Raw genomic sequence first — 23,020 nt, 5'->3', positions numbered from 1 at the left:
GGCGGTTCAGCGCCGCCGGGCCCGGAAGACCAGCGTCTGGTACGGCAGTTCGACGGTCGCCCGGCCGGCCAGGTCGGGGTGGGTGGCGAACAGTTCGCGCAGGTCCCGTTCCATCCGTTGCCGCTGCTGCGGGGTGGCGACCAACCAGTGTGAGCGGGTACGCATCAGCCCGACCACCTCGTCTGCGGTGACGGTCGTGCGGTGGGTGAACCGGCCCAGCTCGACCGGGCCGAAGGCCGCACCGAAGGTGGTCACCTTCACGGTCAGGTCGCTGCTGCTCTCGCCCATCTGGGCGATCCGCCCCAGCTCGGCCACCCAGTCCACCGTTTCGTCCCGGATGTTCCAGATCGGAGCGAAGATGCCGTCCGGCCGGAGCACCCGGGCGATCTCGACGTGCGCGCGTTCCCGGTCGAACCAGTGGTACGCCTGCCCGACCAGCACCGCGTCGGCGCTCGCGTCGGGCAGCGGGACCGCCTCGGCGGAGCCGGCCAGCGCGGTGGTCCCGGGGACGGCCGCGTCGAGCCGGGCCCGCATCGCCGGGTCGGGTTCCACCGGGGTCACCTGGTGGCCGAGGGCCCGCAGGCCACGGGTGAGCAGGCCGGTGCCGGCGGCCAGGTCGACCACGCCGGCGACCGCACCCGCGCCGGCCAGCGCCCAGCGCAGCGCCTCGGCCGGATAGCCGGGTCGGAACCGGTCGTAGTCGGCGGCGACCGCACCGAAGGACCGTGCCCGGGTGTGCTCGACCATGCCGGGCAGGTTATCCCGTAACGGCCGCCCGGGGGCATGAGTACGCTCATGGGCTGACCCAGTCGAAACTCCCCAAGCCCGAGGAAGCGTGCCGTGACCGAGCAGAACGCCGTGCCAGTGGACCCCGCCGACGACCTTCCCGAGCAGATGAAGGTCCGCCGGGAGAAGCGGGACCGGATGCTCGCCGAGGGCGTCGAGCCGTACCCCGTCGGTTTTCCCCGGACCAGCACCCTGGCCGAGGTGCGCGAGCGGTACGCCGAACTGCCCACCGACACCGCGACCGGGGACCGCGTCTCGGTCACCGGCCGGGTGATCTTCGTACGGAACACCGGCAAGCTCTGTTTCGCGACCCTGCGCGACGGCGACGGCACCGAGTTGCAGGCGATGCTCTCCCTGGACCGGGTCGGCGCGGAGCGGCTGGAGGACTGGAAGCGCCTGGTCGACCTGGGTGACCACGTCGGTGTCACCGGCGAGGTGATCACCAGTCGGCGTGGTGAGTTGTCGGTGCTCGCCGACGAGTGGGCGGTGACCGCCAAGGCGCTGCGTCCGTTGCCGGTGGCGCACAAGCCGCTGAGCGAGGAGGCCCGGGTCCGCCAGCGTTACGTGGACCTGATCGTCCGTCCGCAGGCGCGCCAGATGGTCCGGACCCGGGCCGCGGCGGTGCGCAGCCTGCGCGACTCGTTGCACGGCCAGGGATTCATCGAGGTCGAGACGCCGATGCTCCAGTTGCTGCACGGGGGCGCGGCGGCCCGCCCATTCGTGACCCACAGCAATGCGCTCGGTACGGATCTGTATCTGCGAATCGCGCCGGAACTGTTTCTCAAGCGCGCCGTGGTCGGCGGGGTCGACCGGGTGTTCGAGATCAACCGCAACTTCCGCAATGAGGGAGTCGACTCGTCGCACTCGCCGGAGTTCGCGATGCTGGAGACCTACCAGGCGTACGGCGACTACGACACGATGGCCGAGTTGACCCGTAATCTCGTGCAGCAGGCGGCGGTGGCGGTCAGCGGCTCGACGACGGTGACCCACGCCGACGGGCGCGAGTTCGACCTGGGCGGGCAGTGGCGCTCGGTCACCCTCTTCGGGGTGCTTTCCGAGGCCCTCGGCGAGGAGGTCACGGTCCGCACCGACCGGGCCCGCCTGGTGGAGTACGCCGACAAGGTGGGGCTGGCGGTCGACCCGAAGTGGGGTCCGGGCAAGCTGGCCGAGGAGTTGTTCGAGGAACTGGTGGTGCCGAGCCTCCAGGCACCGACCTTCGTGCGCGACTACCCGGAGGAGACCAGCCCGCTGACCCGGGCCCACCGCAGCGAGCCCGGCCTGGCCGAGAAGTGGGACCTCTACGTGCTCGGCTTCGAGTTGGGCACCGCGTACTCGGAGCTGGTCGACCCGGTGGTGCAGCGGGAACGCCTGGTCGCGCAGGCGCAGCTGGCCGCCCGGGGCGACGACGAGGCCATGCGGCTGGACGAGGACTTTCTCCGGGCCATGGAGTACGGAATGCCGCCGGCCGGGGGTATGGGAATGGGAATCGACCGGCTCTTGATGGCGCTGACCGGCCTGGGAATTCGGGAAACCATCCTCTTCCCGTTGGTCCGTGCCGAGTAGCCCCGCAGGGGGACCTTTGCCGGGTCGTTACAGCGACCTATTGACGTGGCAAGCATCGGGCGGGTTATCGTGCTCCTATTGCAGGAGCACCCTGCTCGAAAGGAATGTGGGACGTGGCCAAGCAGATCATTCACAAGCTGGTCGATGACCTGGACGGCGGGGACGCGGACGAGACCGTCAAGTTCGCCCTCGACGGCGTTCAGTACGAGATCGACCTGTCGAACTCCAACGCCGACAAATTGCGGGATGTTTTCGCGCCGTACGTGGCCGCCGGTACCCGGGTCGGTCGGGGCGGCGTGGTCGTGGGTGGCCGGGCCGCCCGGGGCCGGGGCGGGGCGACCGCCGACCGCGAGCAGAACAAGGCGATCCGGTCCTGGGCCAAGAAGAACGGCAAGGACATCTCCGACCGGGGTCGCATCCCGCAGGAGATCGTGGACGAGTACCACGCGACCCGCTGAGCGTCAGTGGCGAACCGACGCCGGGCCGGAGCACGCCTCCGGGCCGGCGTCGCCGTCTGGGGCCGGTCCGGGCGGTCCGCGGTGCCTCCGGGCGTCGCGGGTGCTCCTCCTTGCGCCCGGCGGCGGTACCCGGCCCGGGAGGGAAGTTTTCCGGCTCCGGGGGCGTTGTCCACAGGCGGTGGAGACTTCGTCCACAGCCTGTGGATGACCCACGGGCCCCCGGGAGGGCGTCGTGCACCCCGGGCGAATTTCGCTCTGCGCGTACAGGCTGGGGTGCCGGAACACCTCCTGAGCGCGGATGGTTGGTCAAAACGACGTCGGAACGGCTCGGTACGAGGAGACACGACCTCAGCGGAGTCGGTCAGCGGCGATAGAGTAAGGAGGCACGGACGCCCGTCCCGGACGTCCGAGCACCGGCCCCGCCAAGATCTCGCAGTCGAGGCGCACGGCACGTGAGGAGCACGAGGGCATGTTCGAGCGGTTCACCGACCGAGCGCGACGGGTTGTCGTCCTGGCCCAAGAAGAGGCCCGGATGCTCAACCACAACTACATCGGTACGGAGCACATCCTGCTGGGCCTGATCCACGAGGGTGAGGGTGTGGCGGCCAAGGCCCTGGAGAGCCTCGGCATCTCCCTGGAGGGCGTCCGTCAGCAGGTCGAGGAGATCATCGGCCAGGGCCAGCAGGCGCCGAGCGGGCACATCCCGTTCACGCCCCGGGCCAAGAAGGTGCTGGAGCTGTCCCTGCGCGAGGCGCTGCAGCTCGGCCACAACTACATCGGCACCGAGCACATCCTGCTCGGGCTGATCCGCGAGGGCGAGGGCGTCGCCGCCCAGGTGCTGGTGAAGCTGGGCGCCGACCTCAACCGGGTCCGCCAGCAGGTGATCCAGCTCCTCTCCGGCTACCAGGGCAAGGAGCCGGCCGCCGCCGGCACCGCGCCGGGTGAGGCCGCGCCGTCGACCAGCCTCGTGCTGGACCAGTTCGGTCGCAACCTGACCCAGGCCGCCCGCGAAGGCAAGCTCGACCCGGTGATCGGGCGCGAGAAGGAGATCGAGCGGGTCATGCAGGTGCTGTCCCGCCGCACCAAGAACAACCCGGTCCTGATCGGTGAGCCCGGCGTCGGTAAGACCGCCGTGGTGGAGGGCCTGTCCCAGAAGATCATCAAGGGCGAGGTGCCCGAGACGCTGAAGGACAAGCAGCTCTACACCCTCGACCTCGGTGCCCTGGTCGCCGGCTCCCGCTACCGGGGTGACTTCGAGGAGCGCCTCAAGAAGGTGCTCAAGGAGATCCGCACCCGGGGCGACATCATCCTGTTCATCGACGAGATCCACACCCTGGTCGGTGCGGGTGCCGCCGAGGGCGCGATCGACGCGGCGAGCATCCTCAAGCCGATGCTGGCCCGGGGCGAGCTGCAGACCATCGGTGCGACCACCCTCGACGAATACCGCAAGCACCTGGAGAAGGACGCCGCGTTGGAGCGTCGTTTCCAGCCGATCCAGGTGGGTGAGCCGTCGCTGGCCCACACCATCGAGATCCTCAAGGGCCTGCGGGACCGCTACGAGGCACACCACCGGGTGAGCATCACCGACGCCGCCCTCGTGGCCGCCGCGACGCTTGCCGACCGGTACATCTCCGACCGCTTCCTGCCCGACAAGGCGATCGACCTGATCGACGAGGCCGGAGCCCGGATGCGCATCCGCCGGATGACCGCGCCGCCAGACCTGCGTGACTTCGACGAGCGGATCGCCCAGGTGCGCCGCGACAAGGAGTCCGCGATCGACGCGCAGGACTTCGAGCGGGCCGCCCAGCTGCGCGACAAGGAGAAGCAGCTCCTCGGTCAGAAGGCGCAGCGGGAGAAGGAGTGGAAGGCCGGTGACCTGGACGTCGTCAGCGAGGTCGACGACGAGCAGATCGCCGAGGTGCTCGGCAACTGGACCGGCATCCCCGTCTACAAGCTGACCGAGGAGGAGACCTCCCGGCTGCTGCGGATGGAGGACGAGCTGCACAAGCGCGTCATCGGCCAGGAGGACGCGGTCAAGGCGGTGTCGAAGGCGATCCGGCGTACCCGGGCCGGCCTGAAGGACCCGAAGCGGCCGTCCGGCTCGTTCATCTTCGCCGGCCCGTCCGGTGTCGGTAAGACCGAGCTGTCCAAGGCGCTGGCCGAGTTCCTGTTCGGCAGCGAGGACGCGCTGATCCAGCTGGACATGTCCGAGTTCCACGACCGCTACACGGTGTCCCGCCTCGTCGGTGCCCCTCCCGGCTACGTCGGTTACGACGAGGGCGGCCAGCTGACCGAGAAGGTGCGTCGTCGCCCGTTCTCGGTGGTGCTCTTCGACGAGATCGAGAAGGCCCACCCGGACGTGTTCAACACGCTGCTCCAGATCCTGGAGGACGGCCGGTTGACCGACGGTCAGGGTCGGATCGTGGACTTCAAGAACACGGTCATCATCCTGACCACCAACCTGGGCACCCGGGACGTCGCCAAGGCGGTGTCGCTGGGCTTCCAGCAGTCGGAGGACTCCGAGTCCACCTACGACCGGATGAAGCAGAAGGTCAACGACGAGCTGAAGCAGCACTTCCGGCCCGAGTTCCTCAACCGGATCGACGACACCATCGTCTTCCACCAGCTGCGGCAGAACGAGATCCTCTCGATCGTGGACATCATGATCCAGCGGATCGAGGGCCAGCTCCGCAACAAGGACATGGGCCTGGAGTTGACCGACAACGCCAAGAAGTACCTGTCCAAGAAGGGCTTCGACCCGGTGCTGGGTGCCCGTCCGCTGCGTCGGACGATCCAGCGCGACATCGAGGACAACCTCTCCGAGCGGATCCTGTTCAACGAGCTGACCCCCGGTCAGATCGTGGTGGTGGACTGCGAGGGCGACCCGGAGGACATCGACAAGTCGAAGCTGGTCTTCCACGGCTCCGACCGTCCGGCCGCAGTGCCGGACGCCGTCCCGGCCGACCTGGGTGGCGCCGCCACCACGGGCGAGTAGGCCCCGACGGGGTCGGTAGGACACCGAGCACGAGGGCGGCGGCCCGGTGGCGTGAGCCACCGGGCCGCCGCCCCGTCTGTCAGGTGGGTCGGGCGGGGCCGGCCGGATGCGCTCCCGGTCAGCCGGGAAGCGGTTGGGTGACCGGCCCGTCCCCGATGAGCCGGAAGTGCTGCTCGCCGACCGGCTCCACCATGCCGTCCCTGACCAGCGCGGCGAGCGCGCGGGCCCGCTGCACGTCGTCGTGCCACACCTGGTCGAGCCGCTGGTGCGGCACCGGACCGGTGGCGTCCCGGAGCACCCCGAGCAGCAGTCCGCGTACCTGACGGTCGGTGCCCGCGTACCGCTGGACCTTGCGGGTCGGACCGGTGGGTGCCGCCTGGCCGGACGCCCGCCATGCGCAGATCGACTCGACCGGACAACTCGTGCAGCGCGGCGAGCGGGCGGTGCAGACGATCGCCCCGAGTTCCATGAAGGCGGCGCTGGCCAGTGCGGCGGCGGCCGGCTCCACCGGCAGCAGCTCCGCGCAGGCGACCAGGTCGGCCGGGGTGGTGGCCGGGCCCGCATCCGGTTCACCGGCGACGGCCCGGGAGACGACCCGTCGGACGTTCGTGTCGACCACCGGGTGCCGCTGGCCGTAGGCGAACGCGGCGACCGCCCGCGCCGTGTACGTGCCGATGCCGGGCAACGCCAACAACTGGTCCAACTGGTCGGGCACCAGGCCGCCGTGCCGCTCCACGATCGCCACCGCACATTCGCGCAGCCGTACCGCGCGACGCGGGTAGCCGAGCCGACCCCACATCCGGATCGCCTCGGCCGGGGTGTCGGCGGCGAGGGCGGCGGGATCGGGCCACCGGGCGAGCCAGGCGTGCCAGGCGGGCAGGACACGTACCACCGGGGTCTGCTGGAGCATGACCTCGCTGACCAGGATCGGCCAGGCCCCGATGCCGGGCACCCGCCAGGGCAGGTCGCGGGCGTTCTGCTCGTACCACCGGCTGACCAGGGTGGTGAAGGTGGGTTCAGTCATCGCGCCGACGATGATGTCACGCGATGGCTTCCCGCTGGTTGGGCGGGCCGGGCGGGGCGTCGCCGCGCCGCCGTGCGGATCGGGCAGAATGCCCGGATGAGCGAGCTCGCGATCACCGTCATCGGTCGGGACCGGCCCGGCATCGTGGCCGACGTCGCCGAGGTGCTCGCCGGGCTCGGCGCGAACCTCACCGACTCCACGATGACCCGGCTGCGCGGTCACTTCGCCATGACCCTGATCTGCGTCGGCCCCGCCGTCGCCGAGGTCGAGGCCGCCCTGACCCCGCTGGCCGCCGACGGCCAACTCCTGGCCACCGTACGCGCGGTCATCCCGGACGGTACGGCGACGCCGGCGGGTGAGCCGTACGTGCTGTCGGTGCACGGCGCGGACCGGATGGGCATCGTGGCCGCGATGACCCGGGTGATCGCCGAGGCGGGTGGCAACGTGACGGATCTGAGCACCCGCCTGGCCGGCACGCTCTACGTGGTGGTGGCCGAGGTGGACCTGCCGACTGGCCGCGCCGACGAGCTGGCCGGCCGACTCGCCCGAACGGCCGCCGACCTGGGGGTCGGGGTGTCCCTGCGCCCCGCCGACCCGGACCTCCTGTGAGCGCGAGGAGCGAGCGGGGTGTGCGAGCCCCGCAGTCGCGACCGAAAGACGGATCGGTGAGCGCGAGGAGCGAGCGGGGTGTGCGAGCCCCGCAGTCGCGACCGAAAGACGGATCGGTGAGCGCGAGGAGCGAGCCGATCCTGCGAGCCTCGCAGTCGCGAACCGAGGTGAACCCGTGAGCGCGGAACCCTACCTCGGGCTCGGCGGCTGGACCCCGGCGGACCTGGGCCTGCCGGGGGAGGTGCGTCGGGTGGTCTGCGCCCCCGAGCCGGTGCTGAGCCAGCCGGGCCCGGAGGTGGACCCGACCGCCGAGGAGACCGTCCGGCTCGCCGCCGACCTGGTGGCCACCATGCGGGTGTCGCCCGGCTGCGTGGGGTTGGCGGCGCCACAGGTTGGGGTGGGGGCGCAGGTGTTCGCCGTGGACGTGACCGGGCATCCCAAGGCGGTGACGGTGCACGGCACCTTCGTGCTCTGCAACGCCCGGGTGGTGGAGGCGAGCCGGTGGAAGCCGGGCCGGGAGGGCTGCATGTCGGTGCCCGACCTGACCGGCGACGTGAAGCGGGCCAGCCGGCTGGTGGTCGAGGGGGCGCTGCCCGGTAGCGGCACGGCGGTGCGGCTGGTCACCGACGGGTTCGAGGCGCGCGCCCTGCAACACGAGATCGACCACTGTGCCGGGCTGCTCTTCCTCGACCGGGTGGCCGGCGCGCACGCGGTCTACCAACGCAAGGTCTACCTGTGACCCGGCCGGTCACCCCGGTGGCGACACCGGTCCCCGGCGCAGCGGGCCGGCCGACTGTCGTCAGTGGAACGTCGTTCGCCGCCCGGTGCCTGATGCCCGGCGAGTCGTGGCCGGTCCAGGTGCGCCGCGCCGCTACGGTGGGGGCATCATGCGTCTGACGGTCGGTCCCCTGCCTTCCGCCGTGTACTGGCGGCGTCGTGCCGTCGTACTCGGAGCGGGGCTTCTGCTCCTGGTTGTTCTGCTCTACTCGTGTGCCCGATCGGGGGACACCGGCGCCACACCCGGCGCCGGGGCCTCGTCGTCGGCCCCCGCCGCGGGCGGGACAACCCCGACGACCGCCTCGCCGCCTGCCGGTTCCGCCTCCCCGTCGGGCGGCTCCGAGGCGGGGGCTCCGCCGGCTGGGCCGACCACCGATCCGGACACGAGCAGCACTCCGCCCGCCGATCCGCCCACCCCGCCGGCCAATCCGGTCCGGGTCGACGACGGCACCTGCACCGACAGCGAGATCGTGGTGACCCCGGTGGCGCTCCCCGCCGAGGTACGTCGGGGTGCCCCGGTCGACCTCAGCCTCAAGGTCAGGAACAAGTCCCAGCGGACCTGCAACCGGGACGTCGGCGCGGACGCCCAGGAGCTGTTCATCAAGTCCGGGGCGGAGAAGGTCTGGTCGTCGGACACCTGCGGCACCGGCCGGGGCGCCGACGTGCAGTCGTTCACCCCCGGTTTCGAGCGCTCCTACCAACTCACCTGGAACGGCATGGACGCCAGCCGGTGCAACCAGGGGGTGGCTGCGGGCCCCAACCCGCCGGCCGGCAACTACCAGGTCTTCGCCCGGGTGGGCACCAAGCTGAGCGAGCCGGTCAAGCTGGTCGTCACCGGCTGACCGTCCCGGTCAGACGTACCGTTCCAGGATGGACGCCTCGGCCAGCCGGGACAGCCCCTCACGGACGCCCCGGGCCCGCGCGTCACCTACGCCCTCGACGGCCTGGAGGTCCTCCACGGTCGCCCCGAGCAGCCGCTGGAGGCTGCCGAAGTGCAGCACCAGCCGGTCGACGATGGCCACCGGCAGCCGGGGCACCTTGGCCAGCAGCCGGAACCCGCGTGGGCTGACCGCCGCGTCGAGCGCGTCGGAGGCGGCCGGGTAGCCGATCGCCTTGGCGACCGCGACCAGGTCGATCAGCTCGGTCGCGCCGAGCAGGTCCAACTCGACCAGGGCCTCGTCGAGGGTGCGCGACTTGCGGCCGGCGGGCAGGTAGTCCCGGATGACCAGGGTACGGTCGGCGTCGACCCCCGCCATCAGCTCGTCGAGTTGCAGGGCGAGCAGGCGGCCGTCGGTGCCGAGCTCGACCACGTACCCGGCGATCTCGTCGGCGATCCGGCGGACCATCTCCAGCCGCTGTACCACGGCGACCGCGTCGCGGACGGTGACCAGATCCTCGATCTCCAGCGCGGACAGGGTGCCGGAGACCTCGTCGAGGCGGAGCTTGTACCGCTCCAGGGTGGCCAGGGCCTGGTTGGCCCGGGAGAGGATCGCCGCCGAGTCGTCGAGCACGTGCCGCTGCCCGTTGACGTAGAGGCTGATGATCCGCATCGACTGGCTGACCGAGATGACCGGGTAGCCGGTCTGCCGGGCCACCCGCTCGGCGGTGCGGTGCCGGGTGCCGGACTCCTCGGTCGGGATGGACGGGTCGGGCATCAGGTGCACCCCGGCCTGCACGATCCGGGTGCCGTCACTGGAGAGCACCACCGCGCCGTCCATCTTGCACAGCTCACGGACCCGGGTGGCGGAGAACTCGACGTCCATCGGGAAGCCGCCGGTGCAGATCCCGTCGACGACCTTGTCGTAGCCGAGGACGATCAGTGCGCCCGTCCGACCGCGCAGGATGCGTTCGAGCCCGTCGCGCAACGCGGTGCCGGGAGCCATCAGTGCGAGATTGGCCCGTAGCGGATCACCGGCGCTGCCGGCGGCCCCGGCCACGCTCACGCTGATCGGACGGGTGGGCGAACCCACGGCGGCGGCGCGGGTGTGGGGCGTCGCGCCGGCAGGCTTGGCGGCGTCGCGGTCGGTCGGCACGCGCACAGTCTACGGACTGCCCTGCGGTGGGTGCTCTCGTGGTTACTGTGATGTGTCACGGCGTCGGATGACCTCCCCTGGTCGGGCCTGCCGGACGTCGACCGGTATGGCCCGACCGGTCCCCCGTCGTCGCCACCCTCGGTCACTCCGCGGATGCGCGGGCGACCGCCTGGAGCGCCGACCGGACGTCCGTGACCTCGGTCACCCGCATGCTGTCCGGGCCGGCGCCGGTGCTCTCGGGGCCGCACCCGGGCGGCACCAGGGCCATCCGGAAGCCGAGCCGGGCCGCCTCGGCGAGCCGGCGGGGGACGGCACCGACCCGGCGCACCTCGCCGGTCAGCCCGACCTCGCCGATCGCCACCAGGTGCGGCGCGATGGCCAGGTTGAGCCCGCCGGAGGCGACCGCCAGCGCGACCGCGAGATCGGCGGCCGGCTCGACGACCCGGATGCCGCCGACGGTGGCCGCGAAGACCTCCCGGTCGTGCAGGGTCAGCCGTTCGGTACGGCGTTGCAGCACCGCCAGCACCATGGCCAGCCGGGCCCCGTCGAGCCCCGAGACGGTACGCCGGGGCGACCCGGCCACCGTCGCGCCGATCAGCGCCTGCACCTCGGTCAGCAGCGCCCGCCGCCCCTCCATCGCCACCGTGACGCAGGTGCCCGGGACCGGCTCGGAGTAGCGGGTGAGGAAGAGCCCGGACGGGTCGGCCAGGCTGCTGATGCCCCCCTCGTGCATCTCGAAGCAGCCGACCTCGTCGGCCGCGCCGAACCGGTTCTTGATCCCCCGGACCATCCGCAGCGAGGAGTGCTTGTCCCCCTCGAAGTGCAGCACGACGTCGACCAGGTGTTCCAGCACGCGGGGGCCGGCGACCTGACCGTCCTTGGTGACGTGACCGACCAGCACGGTGGCGATGCCGCGTTCCTTGGCGACCGCGACCAGGGCGGCGGTGACGGCCCGGACCTGGGTGACCCCGCCCTGCACCCCCTCGGCCCCGGTGGTGGAGATGGTCTGCACCGAGTCGAGGACGAGCAGACCCGGCTTGACCGCGTCGAGGTGACCCAGGACGGCGCTCAGGTCGCTCTCGGCGGCCAGCCAGAGCTGTTCGTGCAGGGCACCCATCCGCTCGGCGCGCAACCGGACCTGGCTGACCGACTCCTCGCCGCTGACCACCAGCGACGGGCTGCCGGCGGTGGCCGCCCACTGCTGCGCCACGTCGAGCAGCAGGGTGGACTTGCCGACCCCCGGCTCCCCGGCGAGCAGGACCACCGCGCCGGGGACCAGGCCGCCGCCGAGGACCCGGTCGAGTTCGCTGACCCCGGTGGGGCGGGCGCGGGCCGGCGCGGCGCTGATCGTGGCGATCGGCCGGGCCGGCTCGGCCGGCATCCGGGAGCTGACCACCCGGCCGGAGACGACCGGCCCGGTGACGGTGGACTCGACCACCGAACCCCACTCGCCGCACTCCGGGCACCGCCCGACCCACTTGGGCGGCTGGTGGCCGCAGGCGTCGCACGCGTAGGCGGGGCGGGGTTCGCGGGCGGCCCGGCCCCGGGACGCGCCGGACGCGCCACGGGCGGGAGTCGATCGGGGGGTGGTCACCCCAGGACGCTAACCCTCACCGGTGACGAAAACACCGCCGGCGTGGTCGTCGCCACGCCAGCGGTGTCGGTGTCTCGCCCGTGGGGTCAGCCGCCGTGGCCGGAGCTGCCCTCCTGGCCGCTCTCCTCGCCACCCTCGCGGTGCACGATCGGGGAGGACTGGGGCGCCGGGCTCAGCGGCACCCCGACCGGGACCGGGGTGCTGACGGTACGGCCGTCGCCGAAGTCGAAGGTCAGGTTGACCTGCTGCCCGGTGCGCAGTGCCTCGTTCAGCCCGACGAGCTGGAGGTGCTGGCCGTTCTGCACGTTGAGCTGCACGTACCCGAGGGCCGGGATCTCGATCCGGGCCGGCTGGCCGGCCGGCGCCGACGGGGAGGCGCCTTCGGAGGGCGAAGCGCCCTCCGACGGCGAGGCACCCTCGGACGGCGAGGCACCTTCGGATGGCGACGCGCTCCCGGACGGGGAAGCGCCCTCGGCCGGCGAGGCGCTGCCCGACGGGGAGGCCCCCTCGGACGGGGAGGCGCTTCCGGACGGCGAGCCGCTCTCCGAGGGGGAGGCGGAGTCGGAGGGGCTGGCCGAGCCGGCGGCCCCGGTGAGCACGATCTGCCGGGCGCTGTCGGTGGTGACGGTGACGGTGACCGGGTCCCGGGTGTCGTTGTAGATCACGGCGTTGAGCGCGGCGTTCGCACCTGCGGTGAGACCGTCCTCGCCCGGGTAGTCGACGTAGAGGCCACGCACCTTGTACGCGTTGTCCGACGTCTGGACGTTGACCCCCTGGACCGACGGCTGCTTGTTGGCGGTCTCGGACACCTGGCCCGCCCCGCAGCCCGTCGCCAGCAGGGCGGTCGCCCCCGCCAGGCCGGACAGCAGCAGGGTGGCCCGCCGGGAACCCCTGATCGAGCGCGTCACGTCGGTCCTCCTCGTCACGATCCCCACCCGGTGCGTGCCCCGGGCGCGGGGTGGTCATACCCGCGCAGACCGCGCTCCAGGGTAGTTGGGGCTGATCGAGGGCCGCACACGGACCCGGTGCCGCCACCCGGGCGGGTGCCGGTCAGACCACCCGACCGCTCGCCACCAGCAGCAGCACATCGATCAGGGCCACCACCAGTACCGCCCGGAAGGCGGCCACCGAGCGGCCGTCGCGCCGGGTGGCGGCGCGGCCCGCGTACCAGCCGACGGCCGGCACCGCGACGGCCGCCGCGACCGCCGACCAGCCGACCCACGACGGCGACCCGGGTGGCCCGAGGACCAGGGCGACGGTGGCGGCGAGCAGCAGCCCCGCGGCGGCCAGCCGGCTGCCGGTGGCACCGAGGCGGTGCGGCAGCCCGCGTACCCCGGTCCGGGCGTCGTCGGCCAGGTCCGGCAGCACGTTGGCGAAGTGCGCCCCCGCGCCCAGGCAGGCCGCCGCGACGACCAGCCAGAGCGGCGGCGTGGGCGCCCCCGGCAGGGCGAGCACCACGAAGGCGGGCAGCGAGCCGAAGGAGACCGCGTACGGCAGCACCGAGACCGGGGTGGACTTCAGCGGCCAGTCGTAGAGCAGCGCCGAGACCAGGCCCACGGTGTAGCAGAGCGCGGCGACCGGGGTGGTGGTCAGCGCCAGCAGCGGGGTGGCGAGCGCGGCCAGCACGGCGGCCACCACCACGGTCCGGCGGCCCACCGCCCCCGCGGCGACCGGCTTGTCGGTACGCCCCACCGTGGCGTCCCGCCCGGCGTCCACCGCGTCGTTGGTCCAGCCGACGGCGAGCTGACTGGACAGCACGGTGAGCACCACGGCGACCGTCCCGGCCGGACGGTGACCGACCGCGACGGCGAGCAGCCCGGCCACCGTGGTCACGGCCAGGCCCGGTTCCGGATGACTCGCTTTGACCAGCCCTAACACCGTCCGCCACATAAGGGAAGTCTGGTCGTTACCGGCCGGTCGTGCCACGCTCGATGCCATGGGTCACGGTCCGGTGTCCGACGGTGTACGCGTGCTGCCCCCCAACGATCCCCGCCAGTACGACGACCTGGCCGGCGAGTGGTGGCGGCCCGACGGCGCGTTCGCGATGCTGCACTGGTTGGCCCGGGCCCGCGCCGCCCTGGTACCGCCGGCGGCCCGGCCCGACGCGGTCCTGGTCGACCTGGGCTGCGGCGCCGGGCTGATGGCGCCCCACCTGGCCGGCAAGGGCTACCGGCACGTCGGGGTGGACCTCACCCGGTCGGCCCTGGAACAGGCGGCGGCGCACGGCGTCACCACGCTGGCCGGTGACGTCACGGCGGTGCCGCTCGCCGACGGGTGCGCCGACGTGGTGGCGGCCGGCGAGGTGCTGGAGCACGTACCGGACTGGCGGGCGGCGGTCGCCGAAGCGTGCCGGCTGCTGCGCCCCGGCGGGCTGCTCGTGCTGGACACCCTCAACGACACGCTGCTGGCCCGGCTGGTCGCGGTGGAGCTGGGTGAACGCCTGCCCACCGTGCCCCGGGGCATCCACGACCCACGGTTGTTCGTGGACGACCGGGCGCTGGTCGTCGAGTGCGCCAGGCACGGCGTCACCCTGCGGGTGCGGGGGGTCCGGCCGGGGTTGCGGGCGACGCTGGGCTGGCTGGTGCGGCGTTCCCGTGGGGGTGCCGCCCGCGACGTCCCCCACGACGGGCCCGCGATCCGTCCGACCTGGTCGACGGCGGTGCTCTACCAGGGCCGGGGCGTCCGGCACGGCTAGCCGCCCCGGTTCGGGGTACCAGGAACACCCAGGAAGGGGACCGTATGACTGTGGACGCACCGGCGGTGGCCCGTCGGTTGGCACCGAGGTTCGCCGCCCGCGCCGCCGGGCACGACCGGGACGGCACGTTCCCGGTCGACGACTTCGCCGACCTGCGGGAGTCCGGGCTGTTCGGGCTGATGGTCCCGACCGTGCTGGGCGGCGCGGGAGCCTCCTTCGCCAGGTACGCGGCGGTCGCCACCGAACTGGCCCGGGGCAACGGCGCGACCGCGCTGGTGTTCAACATGCACGCCTCGGTCACCGGCGCGCTCGGCGCGGTGACCGAGGAACTGGCCGAGGCGCTGGGCGTACCGGACGAGGCGCTGGCCGCCCGGGACCGGCTGCTGCGCGCGGCGGCCGAGGGCGCCTGGTACGCGGTGGCGATGAGCGAACGCGGCGCGGGGGCCCGGTTGTCCCGGCTCAGCACGGTCTACGAACCGGTCGACGGCGGCTGGCGGATCAAGGGGAGCAAGACCTTCTGCTCCGGGGCCGGGCACGCCGACGGCTACCTGGTGGCCGCCCGTAGCGCCGCCGACCCCTCGCTGGTGTCCCAGTTCCTGGTGCCCGCCGGCACGGGGGTGACCGTGGAGCCGACCTGGGACGCCCTGGGCATGCGGGCCACCTCGTCGCACGACCTGCACCTGGACGTGACGGTGCCGACGGACCGGCTGCTCGGTGGCGTGGAGGGGCTGGCCCTGGTGGTCGCCCAGCTCATGCCGCACTGGCTGGTGGCGAGTTACGCCGCCGTCTACGTGGGGGTCGCCCGGGCGGCGGTGGACGCCGCCGCCGAGCACCTCACCGCGCGGGACCTCGGCGGTCTGCCGGCGGTGCGGGCCCGGCTCGGCCGGGCGGACGCGGCGGTGGCGGCGGCGGAGCTGGTGGTGGCCGAGGCGGCCCGCCGGGTCGACGACGCCCCCGGCGACGCCGAGACGAACCGGTGGGTGTGGCGGGCGAAGCTGCTCGCCGGCACCACGGCGGCGGAGGTGGCGGCGTCCATGCTGGAGGCGGCCGGGACGTCGGCGACCCGCCGGGGGCATCCACTGGAACGGCTCTACCGGGACGCCCGCTGCGGCTCGCTGCATCCGGCGACCTCCGACGTGTGCGCCGACTGGCTCGGGGTGGCGGTGCTCGGGGGTGACCCGGACCGCGACGGAACGGCCCCTCGTTGGTGAGGGTGACGGGGGTCGGGGCGACCACCGGACGGGCAGTGCGGACGAGAGGCGGGGACAGATGGCTGTGCCGTTGATCGCGGGGCTGGGGGCGGCACACCCGCCCGGCGCCGCCCAGGACGAACTCTGGACGGGCTACTTCGCGAAGCACTTCTCGGGTCCCACCCGGGCACTGGCCGAGCGGATCTTCGCCAACTCGGGGGTGTCCCACCGGCAGGCGGCGGTCAACCCGCTGCTGGAGGACGTTTCCGACTGGCCGACCGACAGGCGGATGCGGCGGTACCAGGTGGAGGCGCTGCCACTGGGCAAGGAGGCCATCGGCCGGGCGTTGACCGCCGCCGGCCTCGCCGCCGGTGACCTCGGGCTGTTCGTGGTCTGCTCCTGCACCGGCTACGCCACCCCCGGGCTGGACATCCTGCTCGCCCGGGACCTGGGCATGGCCCCGGACTGCCAGCGGATGTTCGTCGGGCACATGGGCTGTTACGCGGCCCTGCCAGGGCTGGGCGCGGCGGGTGACTTCGTGACCGCGCGGGGCCGGCCGGCGCTGCTGCTCTGCGCCGAGCTGACCAGCCTGCACATCCAGCCGTCCTCGGCCCGGATGGACACCCAGCAGATCATCTCGCACGCCCTCTTCTCCGACGCGGCGGTCGCCACCGTGCTGGTTCCCGGCACCGACACCACCGGCCGGGGGTACGTGCTGCGCGAGGTCGCCTCGGTGACCGACACCTCCACCGCCGACCACATGACCTGGGACGTCACCGACACCGGGTTCCGGATGGGCCTGTCGCCGAAGGTCCCGCAGGTGCTCTCGGCGCACGTCCGGGGGCTGGTGGACGGCCTGCTGGCCCGGCACGGCACGACGGTCGCCGAGGTGGACGGCTGGGCGGTTCACCCGGGCGGCCCGCGCATCCTCAACGTGGTGGAGCGGGAGCTGGCCCTGCCCGACGACGCGTTGGCGGCCTCCCGGGCGGTGCTGGACGCGCACGGCAACTGCTCGTCGCCCACGGTGCTGCTGATCCTGGAGCGGCTGCTGCGGGCGGCGGCACCGCCCCGGTGGATCGTGCTGCTCGCCTTCGGCCCGGGACTGACCCTCTACGCCGCCCTGCTCGAACGCCGCTCCTGAGCCTCCTCCACCCGCCACCGCACCCCGGCCTGAACCACTCCCGGTCGGGCCGGCCGGGAGCGCCCACGGTGAGGTGGACTACCTGGTCAGGGCGGGTGTGGTCGGCGCTGCGCCGAGCGCCGCCGTCGACCGCTGGTTACCCTCGCCGGGTGGGGGTCGAGAGGGTCGGCGGTGATCGGCTGCGCGGTGCGGCGCTGGCCGGCGTGGCCCTGCTCGCCCTGGTCGGGGGCGGCTGGTGGTGGTCGGCCACCGCCCCGGCGGTCGACCCGGTGGGCTCGGCGGCGACGGGGTCACCGCAGCCGTCGGCCGGCGCGGAGGCCACCCGACGGGTGGTGGTGATCGACGTTCGCACCGGGCGGGTCCTGGGCGCGACCGAGCTGCCCGGGACCTCCGGCGACCCGGACGTGGGGCTGCCGACGTTCACCGACACCACCTGGCGGGAGCGGATGACCCTGGTGTCCGGCCGGGCGCCGGTACGCCGGGAGTCGGCCCCGGACGGCGCGAGGCATCTCTTCCAGTACCGCTGCTCGGGCGACGGGACGCTGCTGGTCTCGGTGCTGCACGACGATCCGCCGCAGCACCGGCGGACGGCCTGCGACGGCGAACTGGTGGCCTGGGAGCTGCGCGGCCCGGACGGGGGCACCCGGTTGGAGTTCTCGGTGGTCGGGCCGGGCTCGGTCGAGCTGGAGGCGCAGGTCGTCGCGGTGCCCTGATCCGGCCCCGTTCAGCCGCCGAGCCCGATCAGGTCGCCCCGGTAGTCGGCGGCGGCACCCAGCTCCGGCAGCACCCGGACGACCGTGCCGGCCCGGTCCACCAGCAGCGCCGGGGCGGCACCGGCCTGGGCGGGCAGGTGCAACGCGGCGCGTAGCCCGCCGGCGGGATCGGCGAGGGCGCGGACCGGTCCGCCGACCGGTGGCGCGGGGGTGACCTTCCGTCCGGCGGCGACGCTCACCACCCGTACCCCGTCCGGGGCGGCGCTGGCGGCGGCGGCCACCTGCTCGGCGCAGGCGCAGCCGTCGACCAGGATGATCATCGCGGGTAGCAGGCCGCGCAGCGGGACCGGCCGCTGGTCGACGTCGACCAGGTCCAGCGCGGGCAGCGACCGCCCGACCAGCGGCACCGACGTGCCCGTCTGCGGCAGGACGGTGGGTCGTTCGGTGCCCCGGGACGACCGGGGCCAGGTGACGGTGACCAACCCGACGGTGGTGGCGAGCACCGCCACCAGGAGTATCAGCAGGGGCAGCCCGAGCGGTGGCCGCCCGTCGGGGCGCGCGGTCAACCCCAGCCGGCGTCGCCACCGGCCGGGCCGGGCCTGCCGGCGCAGCTCGCGGCGGAGCTGGGCGGCCTCCTCGGCGAGCGCCGACGCGTCGTCAGGCACCACCACCCGCCCCCACTCCGGCGGCAGGTCGGGCAGTCCGTGTCCCTCGGCGTCGGGCATGCCCATCGGACCCCCCGGGTCAGCGGTGCGGCGAGCGGTGTGCGGTACCTCTCCAGCGTCCCGCACGGACCCTCCTGCCGCCAGACCTGGGCGACCGGAGCGCCGCCGGGCTACCATGGGAAGAGCGCATAGCCCGAGAAATCCGCGCTCCGATCACCCGTACCGGGTTGTCATCCGCTGCTCACGGAGCGTGTTTGAACCACTGGTTTGGCCGCCTGTCAAGCCGAAGCAACGCCTCTCACAGGGCCCCTGAGCTGCGCCAACGGTCAGGACGGCAGCGGGACATTGGTGCCTGAGCGTGTTACCCTAGACACAGCGAAAGGGGTTTCGAACCTATGGTTTTCAGCGTCGGCGAGACCGTTGTTTACCCCCACCACGGGGCCGCACTCATCGAGGCAATCGAGACTCGGGTCATCAAGGGCGAACCCAAGCAGTACCTCGTCCTGAGGGTCGCGCAGGGTGACCTGACGGTCCGGGTGCCGGCCGAGAACGCCGAGATCGTGGGTGTGCGTGAGGTGGTCGGCGAAGAGGGCCTGGGAAAGGTCTTCGACGTGCTCCGTGCACCGCACACCGAAGAGCCGACCAACTGGTCGCGGCGTTACAAGGCGAATCTGGAGAAGCTGGCCTCCGGCAACCCGCTGAAGGTCGCCGAGGTCGTCCGCGACCTGTGGCGTCGGGAGCGGGAGCGGGGCCTGTCGGCGGGTGAGAAGCGCATGCTCGCCAAGGCCCGCGACATTCTCGTCGGCGAGGTCGCGCTGGCTGAGAAGAGCACCAAGGACGAGGCGGAGACGCTGCTCGACAAGGTCCTCACCGAGGCCTGATCCCACCGCATCGTCGTACCCACCCCGCAGCGAAGAATTCCCGAGGACCGCGACGTGACTGCGCAGCTCAATCCGCGCGGTGACGTCGCGGTCCTCGTTCCTGCGGCCGGTGCCGGCGTACGGCTCGGGCCGGGCGGTCCCAAGGCGCTCCGGCTCCTCGGCGGTGAACCCCTGCTGGTGCACGTGGTACGCCGGATCGCCGCCGCCCCGTCGGTGCACACCGTCGTCGTCGCCGCGCCGGCCACCGAGGTCGACGCCGTCCGGCAGCTGCTGACCCCGCTCGCCCCGGTCCTGGTGGTGGCGGGCGGTGCCGAACGCCAGGCGTCGGTGGCGAACGCGCTGGCAGCGGTGCCGTCCGGCCCCGACATCGTGCTGGTGCACGACGCGGCGCGGGCGCTCACCCCGCCCACGCTCGTCGAGGCGGTGGCGGCAGCCGTCCGGGCCGGGCACGACGCGGTGATCCCGGTGCTCCCGGTCAGCGACACGATCAAGCGGGTGGACGCTGCCGGCGTCGTCCTCGCCACCGTCGACAGGTCGGCCCTGCGGGCCGTGCAGACCCCGCAGGGTTTCCGCCGGGAGGTGCTCGCCGCCGCGCACGCCGCCGCCGGTGACCCGCTCACCGACGACGCCGGCCTGGTCGAGCAGCAGGGGGTGCCGGTGTTCTGCGTCCCCGGCTCGGAGTACGCGCTGAAGGTCACCCGCCCGTTCGACCTGACCCTGGCCGAGCACCTGCTGGCCGCCGGGTACTGACGCGTACCCTCGATCCATGATCGTTCCCAGGGTCGCCGTCGGCACCGACATCCACGCCTTCGCGGCCGGCCGGCCGTGCTGGCTGGCCGGCCTGCACTGGCCGGGCGAGGACGGCCTGGCCGGGCACTCCGACGCCGACGTGGTCGCCCACGCCGCCTGCAACGCGCTGCTCTCCGCCGCCGGGCTCGGTGATCTCGGGGCGAACTTCGGGGTGGACCAGCCGGAGTGGGCCGCCGCCTCCGGGGTCACGCTGCTCACCGAGTCCGCCCGCCGGGTCCGCGCCGCCGGGTACGCGATCGGCAACATCTCGGTGCAGGTCGTCGGCAACCGGCCCCGGATCGGGCCACGGCGTGACGAGGCACAGCAGGTGCTCTCCGCGGCGGTCGGCGCACCGGTCACCGTCACCGCCGCCACCAGCGACGGTCTCGGCTTCACCGGGCGGGGCGAGGGGCTCGCCGGCATCGCGGTGGCCCTGGTCTACGACGCGTCGGCCGGGTAGGGCCGCGATGACCGACGACGAGTCGCCGCTGGACGGCTACCGGCAGCGGGCCCAGCTCCTGGCCGAGCTGGGCCGCCACGACGAGGCCACCGAGGAACTGGGCTTCGCGCTCGCCCTGGCCCCCGCCGACCCGGCCGCGCTGACGCTGCTGGCCCGGCTGCACCTCGCGGCCGGCCGCCCCGGCGAGGCGCTCGCCGCCGCCGACGCGGCGATCGCCCCACCCCGCCCCGACATCCCACCGCTCCCCGGACCGCCGCACCCGCCTGTGCCCCCGGGGCCCGCCGTGTCGTCGGGGTCGGTTGTGCCTCCGGGGTCGGCTGTGCCCCCGGGCCCGGTTGACCAGGCAGGTGGGCCGACGCCGGCCGGCCCTACCGGATCATGGGCGACGCCGGGGGAGGCGGGCCCACCGACGTTGCCCGACCCGTCCGGATCGTCGCCGGACCGGCCCGCACCGCCGTTCGGCCCTGACCGGCCGGGGACACCCTCCTTGCCCGGCCCGGCCGGTGCACCTGCCCCCGCCGGCCCGGCCGGCGGATCCGGCCCGTCGGGGGAGGCCGGGGCGAGGGTGCCGACCGCCGCGCTGGTCGTCCGGGCCATCGCCCTCGCCGACCTGGGGGAGTACGCCGAGTCGGCGCGTACCGCCGATCGGATCCTGGCGGCCGGGCCGGGTGACGCGTACGCCCAGCGGAGCGCGGCGGCGATCCTGGCCGAGGCGCGCAACGGCCAGCCGGCGCTGAACGCGGCCTGGCGTGGGGTGGAGTTGGCCCCCGACGAGCCGCAGGCGCATCTGGTGCTGGCCCTGGTCGCCGGCCGGCTGGAGCTGTTCGACCTGGCCGAGCGGGCCTACCGGGAGGCGCTGCGGCTCGATCCGGAGCTGGCCGAGGCGCGGCACGACCCGGGGGTGCTGCGGTTGGAGCGGCGGCGCTGGGTGCTGGCGCTGGAACAGGTGGCCGCGTTGGCGCCGGTGCAGCCGGCGCGGGCCGAGAAGCTGCCGCTCTGGGCCGGGCTGCGTCGGCTCGTCCTGATCGGCAGCGGCTGGTCGCTGGTCGCCAGCCTGCTGCTCGCGTTCCTGGCGGCCGGCGGGGCGGGGGCGAGCCGGGTGGTGGCGGTGCTGGCGGCGGCCGGTGGCGCGCTGCTGGCCTGGCGGCTGTCCCGGCGGGTGCCCGAGCTGGGCCGGGTGGTCCTGCCGGCGCTGCGCCGCGAGGACCGCGCGTTGGCGTTCGCCGTGTACGCCGTCCCGGCCGGGCCGGCCCTGCTACTGCTGTTCGCCCTGGTGGGCAGCCCGTGGCCGCTGGTGCTCGCGATCGCCCTCGCCGTGCCGGCCACTCTGGTCGCCGCCACCCGTGCGGGCGTGTCCTAGCCTCGCGCGCCGCCTCCGGTCAACGACGGCTGGGCGACCCGACCCACCCGGGAAGCCCTCGCTGAGTCGTGACCGGTCGAGGCACCCGGAGGGTCAGGGCTGGCGGTTCCAGGTCCAGGCGTAGCCCGGGTCCTCGCACTCGACGGCGGCGTCGCAGAGGTCGAGGGGGCGGAAGGTGTCGACCATGACGGCCAGTTCGTCGAAGAAGTCGACGCCGATCGAGCGTTCCGCCGCGCCGGGCTGCGGGCCGTGGGTGAAGCCGGACGGGTGCAGCGAGATCGAGCCCTGCCCGATGCCGGAGCCGCGCCGGGCCTCGTAGTTGCCGCCGGTGTAGAAGAGCATCTCGTCGGAGTCGACGTTGTGGTGGTGGTACGGCACCGGGATCGCGTCCGGGTGGTAGTCGACCTTGCGGGGCACGAACGAGCAGATCACGAAGTTGGGGCCCTGGAAGGTCTGGTGCACCGGTGGCGGCTGGTGCAGGCGGCCGGTGATCGGCTCGAAGTCGTGGATGGAGAACGCCCACGGGTACTGGTGGCCGTCCCAGCCGACCACGTCGAACGGGTGGTGGGCGTGGACGTGCCGGGTCCAGGCGGTGCCGGTGGCCGTCCGGGCGCGGTGCCGGACCAGCACCTCCACGACGGTGCCGTCGACCAGCAGGGGCGCGTCCGGCCCCCGGACGTCCCGCTCGCAGTACGGGGAGTGTTCCAGGAACTGGCCGCGTACGGACAGGTAGCGCTTGGGCGGGCCGATGTGCCCGGTGGCCTCGATGGTGAGCAGCCGGACCGGGGCGTCGCCGGTGGGCACCAGCCGGTGCACCGTCGAGGTGGGGACGACCGCGTAGTCGCCGGCGACCAGGTCGAGCGCGCCGAAGGTGGACTCCAGCCGCAGTGTGCCCGCCTCGACGTAGAGGCACTCGTCGCCGGTGGCGTTGCGGTAGAGCGGGGACGGCCGGTCGGCCAGCACGTACCCGATCCGGACGTCGTCGTTGGCGAGCAGCTGACGCCGGCCGAGCACCGGGTCGGCCCCCGCGCCGTCGAGCTTGTGGGTCTGCAGGTGGCGTGGCTTGAGGGGGTGGTTGGGCAGCCGGGTGTATCCGGGCGGGGTGAACTCCTCGGCGGCGACGATCGCGGTCGGCGGGTGCCGGTGGTAGAGCAGGGACGAGTCGGCGGAGAAGCCCTCCTGACCCATCAGCTCCTCGGTGTAGAGGCTGCCGTCGGGCTGGCGGAACTGGGTGTGCCGCTTGCGGGGAACCTCGCCGACGCTGCGGTAGTACGGCATGTCGCCTCC

General features: G+C 73.5%; 22 protein-coding genes. 14 read left to right on the top strand and 8 right to left on the bottom strand.

Annotated elements, in window-relative coordinates:
- Positions 1-6: 6 nt before the first annotated feature.
- Positions 7-747 carry a class I SAM-dependent methyltransferase gene (locus tag ACN268_RS19605; RefSeq protein ID WP_421484458.1) on the bottom strand — a complete coding sequence of 247 codons (741 nt, stop codon included), beginning with the start codon at positions 745-747 and terminating at the stop codon, positions 7-9.
- Positions 748-840: 93 nt separating this feature from the next.
- Here ACN268_RS19605 and lysS point away from each other — a divergent pair, with 93 nt between their 5' ends.
- From lysS to ACN268_RS19590, 3 genes are all read left to right on the top strand, one after another.
- Positions 841-2,349 carry a lysine--tRNA ligase gene (gene lysS / locus ACN268_RS19600; RefSeq protein ID WP_421484457.1) on the top strand — a complete coding sequence of 503 codons (1,509 nt, stop codon included), beginning with the start codon at positions 841-843 and terminating at the stop codon, positions 2,347-2,349.
- A gap of 113 nt (positions 2,350-2,462) precedes the next feature.
- Positions 2,463-2,807 (top strand): histone-like nucleoid-structuring protein Lsr2, encoded by a 345-nt coding sequence (locus tag ACN268_RS19595; RefSeq protein WP_168222573.1) that lies wholly within the window; start codon positions 2,463-2,465, stop codon positions 2,805-2,807.
- A gap of 469 nt (positions 2,808-3,276) precedes the next feature.
- Entirely contained in the window at positions 3,277-5,802 is a 2,526-nt protein-coding gene (locus ACN268_RS19590; protein WP_088647575.1) for an ATP-dependent Clp protease ATP-binding subunit, read from the top strand.
- A 118-nt stretch (positions 5,803-5,920) separates the two neighbouring features.
- On the opposite strand, the gene ACN268_RS19585 is transcribed toward ACN268_RS19590, so the two are convergent.
- Positions 5,921-6,826 carry an A/G-specific adenine glycosylase gene (locus ACN268_RS19585; protein ID WP_421484456.1) on the bottom strand — a complete coding sequence of 302 codons (906 nt, stop codon included), beginning with the start codon at positions 6,824-6,826 and terminating at the stop codon, positions 5,921-5,923.
- Between the two features lie 96 nt (positions 6,827-6,922).
- Here ACN268_RS19585 and ACN268_RS19580 point away from each other — a divergent pair, with 96 nt between their 5' ends.
- The 3 genes from ACN268_RS19580 to ACN268_RS19570 all read left to right on the top strand — a co-directional run bounded on the left by ACN268_RS19580 (position 6,923) and on the right by ACN268_RS19570 (position 9,054).
- A complete protein-coding gene (locus ACN268_RS19580) occupies positions 6,923-7,435 on the top strand; it encodes a glycine cleavage system protein R (protein ID WP_421484455.1) in 513 nt (170 codons plus the stop codon).
- A gap of 175 nt (positions 7,436-7,610) precedes the next feature.
- On the top strand, positions 7,611-8,174 hold the full coding sequence (locus tag ACN268_RS19575) for a peptide deformylase (protein WP_421484454.1): 564 nt from the start codon (positions 7,611-7,613) through the stop codon (positions 8,172-8,174).
- Between the two features lie 148 nt (positions 8,175-8,322).
- A complete protein-coding gene (locus ACN268_RS19570) occupies positions 8,323-9,054 on the top strand; it encodes a hypothetical protein (RefSeq protein ID WP_421484453.1) in 732 nt (243 codons plus the stop codon).
- A gap of 9 nt (positions 9,055-9,063) precedes the next feature.
- Here ACN268_RS19570 and disA read toward each other — a convergent pair whose 3' ends face one another.
- The 4 genes from disA to ACN268_RS19550 form a co-directional block, all read right to left on the bottom strand.
- Positions 9,064-10,245 carry a DNA integrity scanning diadenylate cyclase DisA gene (disA, locus tag ACN268_RS19565; RefSeq protein WP_421484452.1) on the bottom strand — a complete coding sequence of 394 codons (1,182 nt, stop codon included), beginning with the start codon at positions 10,243-10,245 and terminating at the stop codon, positions 9,064-9,066.
- Positions 10,246-10,387: 142 nt separating this feature from the next.
- Entirely contained in the window at positions 10,388-11,839 is a 1,452-nt protein-coding gene (gene radA, locus ACN268_RS19560) for a DNA repair protein RadA (RefSeq protein ID WP_421484451.1), read from the bottom strand.
- Between the two features lie 86 nt (positions 11,840-11,925).
- A complete protein-coding gene (locus tag ACN268_RS19555; protein WP_421484450.1) occupies positions 11,926-12,747 on the bottom strand; it encodes a hypothetical protein in 822 nt (273 codons plus the stop codon).
- Between the two features lie 142 nt (positions 12,748-12,889).
- Positions 12,890-13,777: a UbiA family prenyltransferase gene (locus tag ACN268_RS19550; protein ID WP_421484449.1), complete on the bottom strand. Its 888-nt coding sequence runs from the start codon at positions 13,775-13,777 to the stop codon at positions 12,890-12,892.
- Here ACN268_RS19550 and ACN268_RS19545 point away from each other — a divergent pair.
- The 4 genes from ACN268_RS19545 to ACN268_RS19530 all read left to right on the top strand — a co-directional run bounded on the left by ACN268_RS19545 (position 13,776) and on the right by ACN268_RS19530 (position 17,578).
- Positions 13,776-14,534 carry a class I SAM-dependent methyltransferase gene (locus ACN268_RS19545; RefSeq protein WP_421484448.1) on the top strand — a complete coding sequence of 253 codons (759 nt, stop codon included), beginning with the start codon at positions 13,776-13,778 and terminating at the stop codon, positions 14,532-14,534. The genes ACN268_RS19550 and ACN268_RS19545 overlap by 2 nt on opposite strands.
- 44 nt (positions 14,535-14,578) lie before the next feature.
- Positions 14,579-15,745, top strand: coding sequence for an acyl-CoA dehydrogenase family protein (locus tag ACN268_RS19540; RefSeq protein WP_421484447.1), 1,167 nt, complete (start codon positions 14,579-14,581; stop codon positions 15,743-15,745).
- 58 nt (positions 15,746-15,803) lie between these two features.
- On the top strand, positions 15,804-16,865 hold the full coding sequence (locus ACN268_RS19535) for a type III polyketide synthase (RefSeq protein WP_421484446.1): 1,062 nt from the start codon (positions 15,804-15,806) through the stop codon (positions 16,863-16,865).
- A gap of 149 nt (positions 16,866-17,014) precedes the next feature.
- The gene (locus ACN268_RS19530) at positions 17,015-17,578 is read left to right on the top strand and encodes a hypothetical protein (RefSeq protein WP_421484445.1); all 564 of its coding nucleotides are present in this window, start codon (positions 17,015-17,017) and stop codon (positions 17,576-17,578) included.
- An 11-nt stretch (positions 17,579-17,589) separates the two neighbouring features.
- Here ACN268_RS19530 and ACN268_RS19525 read toward each other — a convergent pair whose 3' ends face one another.
- Positions 17,590-18,309 carry a hypothetical protein gene (locus tag ACN268_RS19525; RefSeq protein ID WP_421484444.1) on the bottom strand — a complete coding sequence of 240 codons (720 nt, stop codon included), beginning with the start codon at positions 18,307-18,309 and terminating at the stop codon, positions 17,590-17,592.
- A gap of 329 nt (positions 18,310-18,638) precedes the next feature.
- Between ACN268_RS19525 and ACN268_RS19520 the strand changes: the two genes are divergently transcribed.
- Genes ACN268_RS19520 through ACN268_RS19505 form a run of 4 tightly spaced genes read left to right on the top strand, consistent with a single transcriptional unit; the run spans position 18,639 to position 21,733 of the window.
- On the top strand, positions 18,639-19,124 hold the full coding sequence (locus ACN268_RS19520; protein ID WP_007073334.1) for a CarD family transcriptional regulator: 486 nt from the start codon (positions 18,639-18,641) through the stop codon (positions 19,122-19,124).
- A 54-nt stretch (positions 19,125-19,178) separates the two neighbouring features.
- Positions 19,179-19,874, top strand: a complete 696-nt coding sequence (gene ispD, locus ACN268_RS19515; RefSeq protein WP_421484443.1) for a 2-C-methyl-D-erythritol 4-phosphate cytidylyltransferase — start codon at positions 19,179-19,181, stop codon at positions 19,872-19,874.
- A 16-nt stretch (positions 19,875-19,890) separates the two neighbouring features.
- Positions 19,891-20,373, top strand: coding sequence for a 2-C-methyl-D-erythritol 2,4-cyclodiphosphate synthase (ispF, locus tag ACN268_RS19510; protein ID WP_421484442.1), 483 nt, complete (start codon positions 19,891-19,893; stop codon positions 20,371-20,373).
- A 7-nt stretch (positions 20,374-20,380) separates the two neighbouring features.
- Entirely contained in the window at positions 20,381-21,733 is a 1,353-nt protein-coding gene (locus ACN268_RS19505; protein ID WP_421484441.1) for a tetratricopeptide repeat protein, read from the top strand.
- Between the two features lie 93 nt (positions 21,734-21,826).
- Here ACN268_RS19505 and ACN268_RS19500 read toward each other — a convergent pair whose 3' ends face one another.
- Entirely contained in the window at positions 21,827-23,011 is a 1,185-nt protein-coding gene (locus tag ACN268_RS19500; RefSeq protein ID WP_421484440.1) for a homogentisate 1,2-dioxygenase, read from the bottom strand.
- Positions 23,012-23,020: the final 9 nt, after the last annotated feature.

This window comes from Micromonospora sp. WMMD735, from assembly GCF_049178995.1.
GTDB lineage: Bacteria > Actinomycetota > Actinomycetes > Mycobacteriales > Micromonosporaceae > Micromonospora > Micromonospora wenchangensis.
The sequence above is the reverse complement of the archived record's forward strand: the minus strand, read 5'-3'. Positions and strand labels throughout refer to the sequence as shown.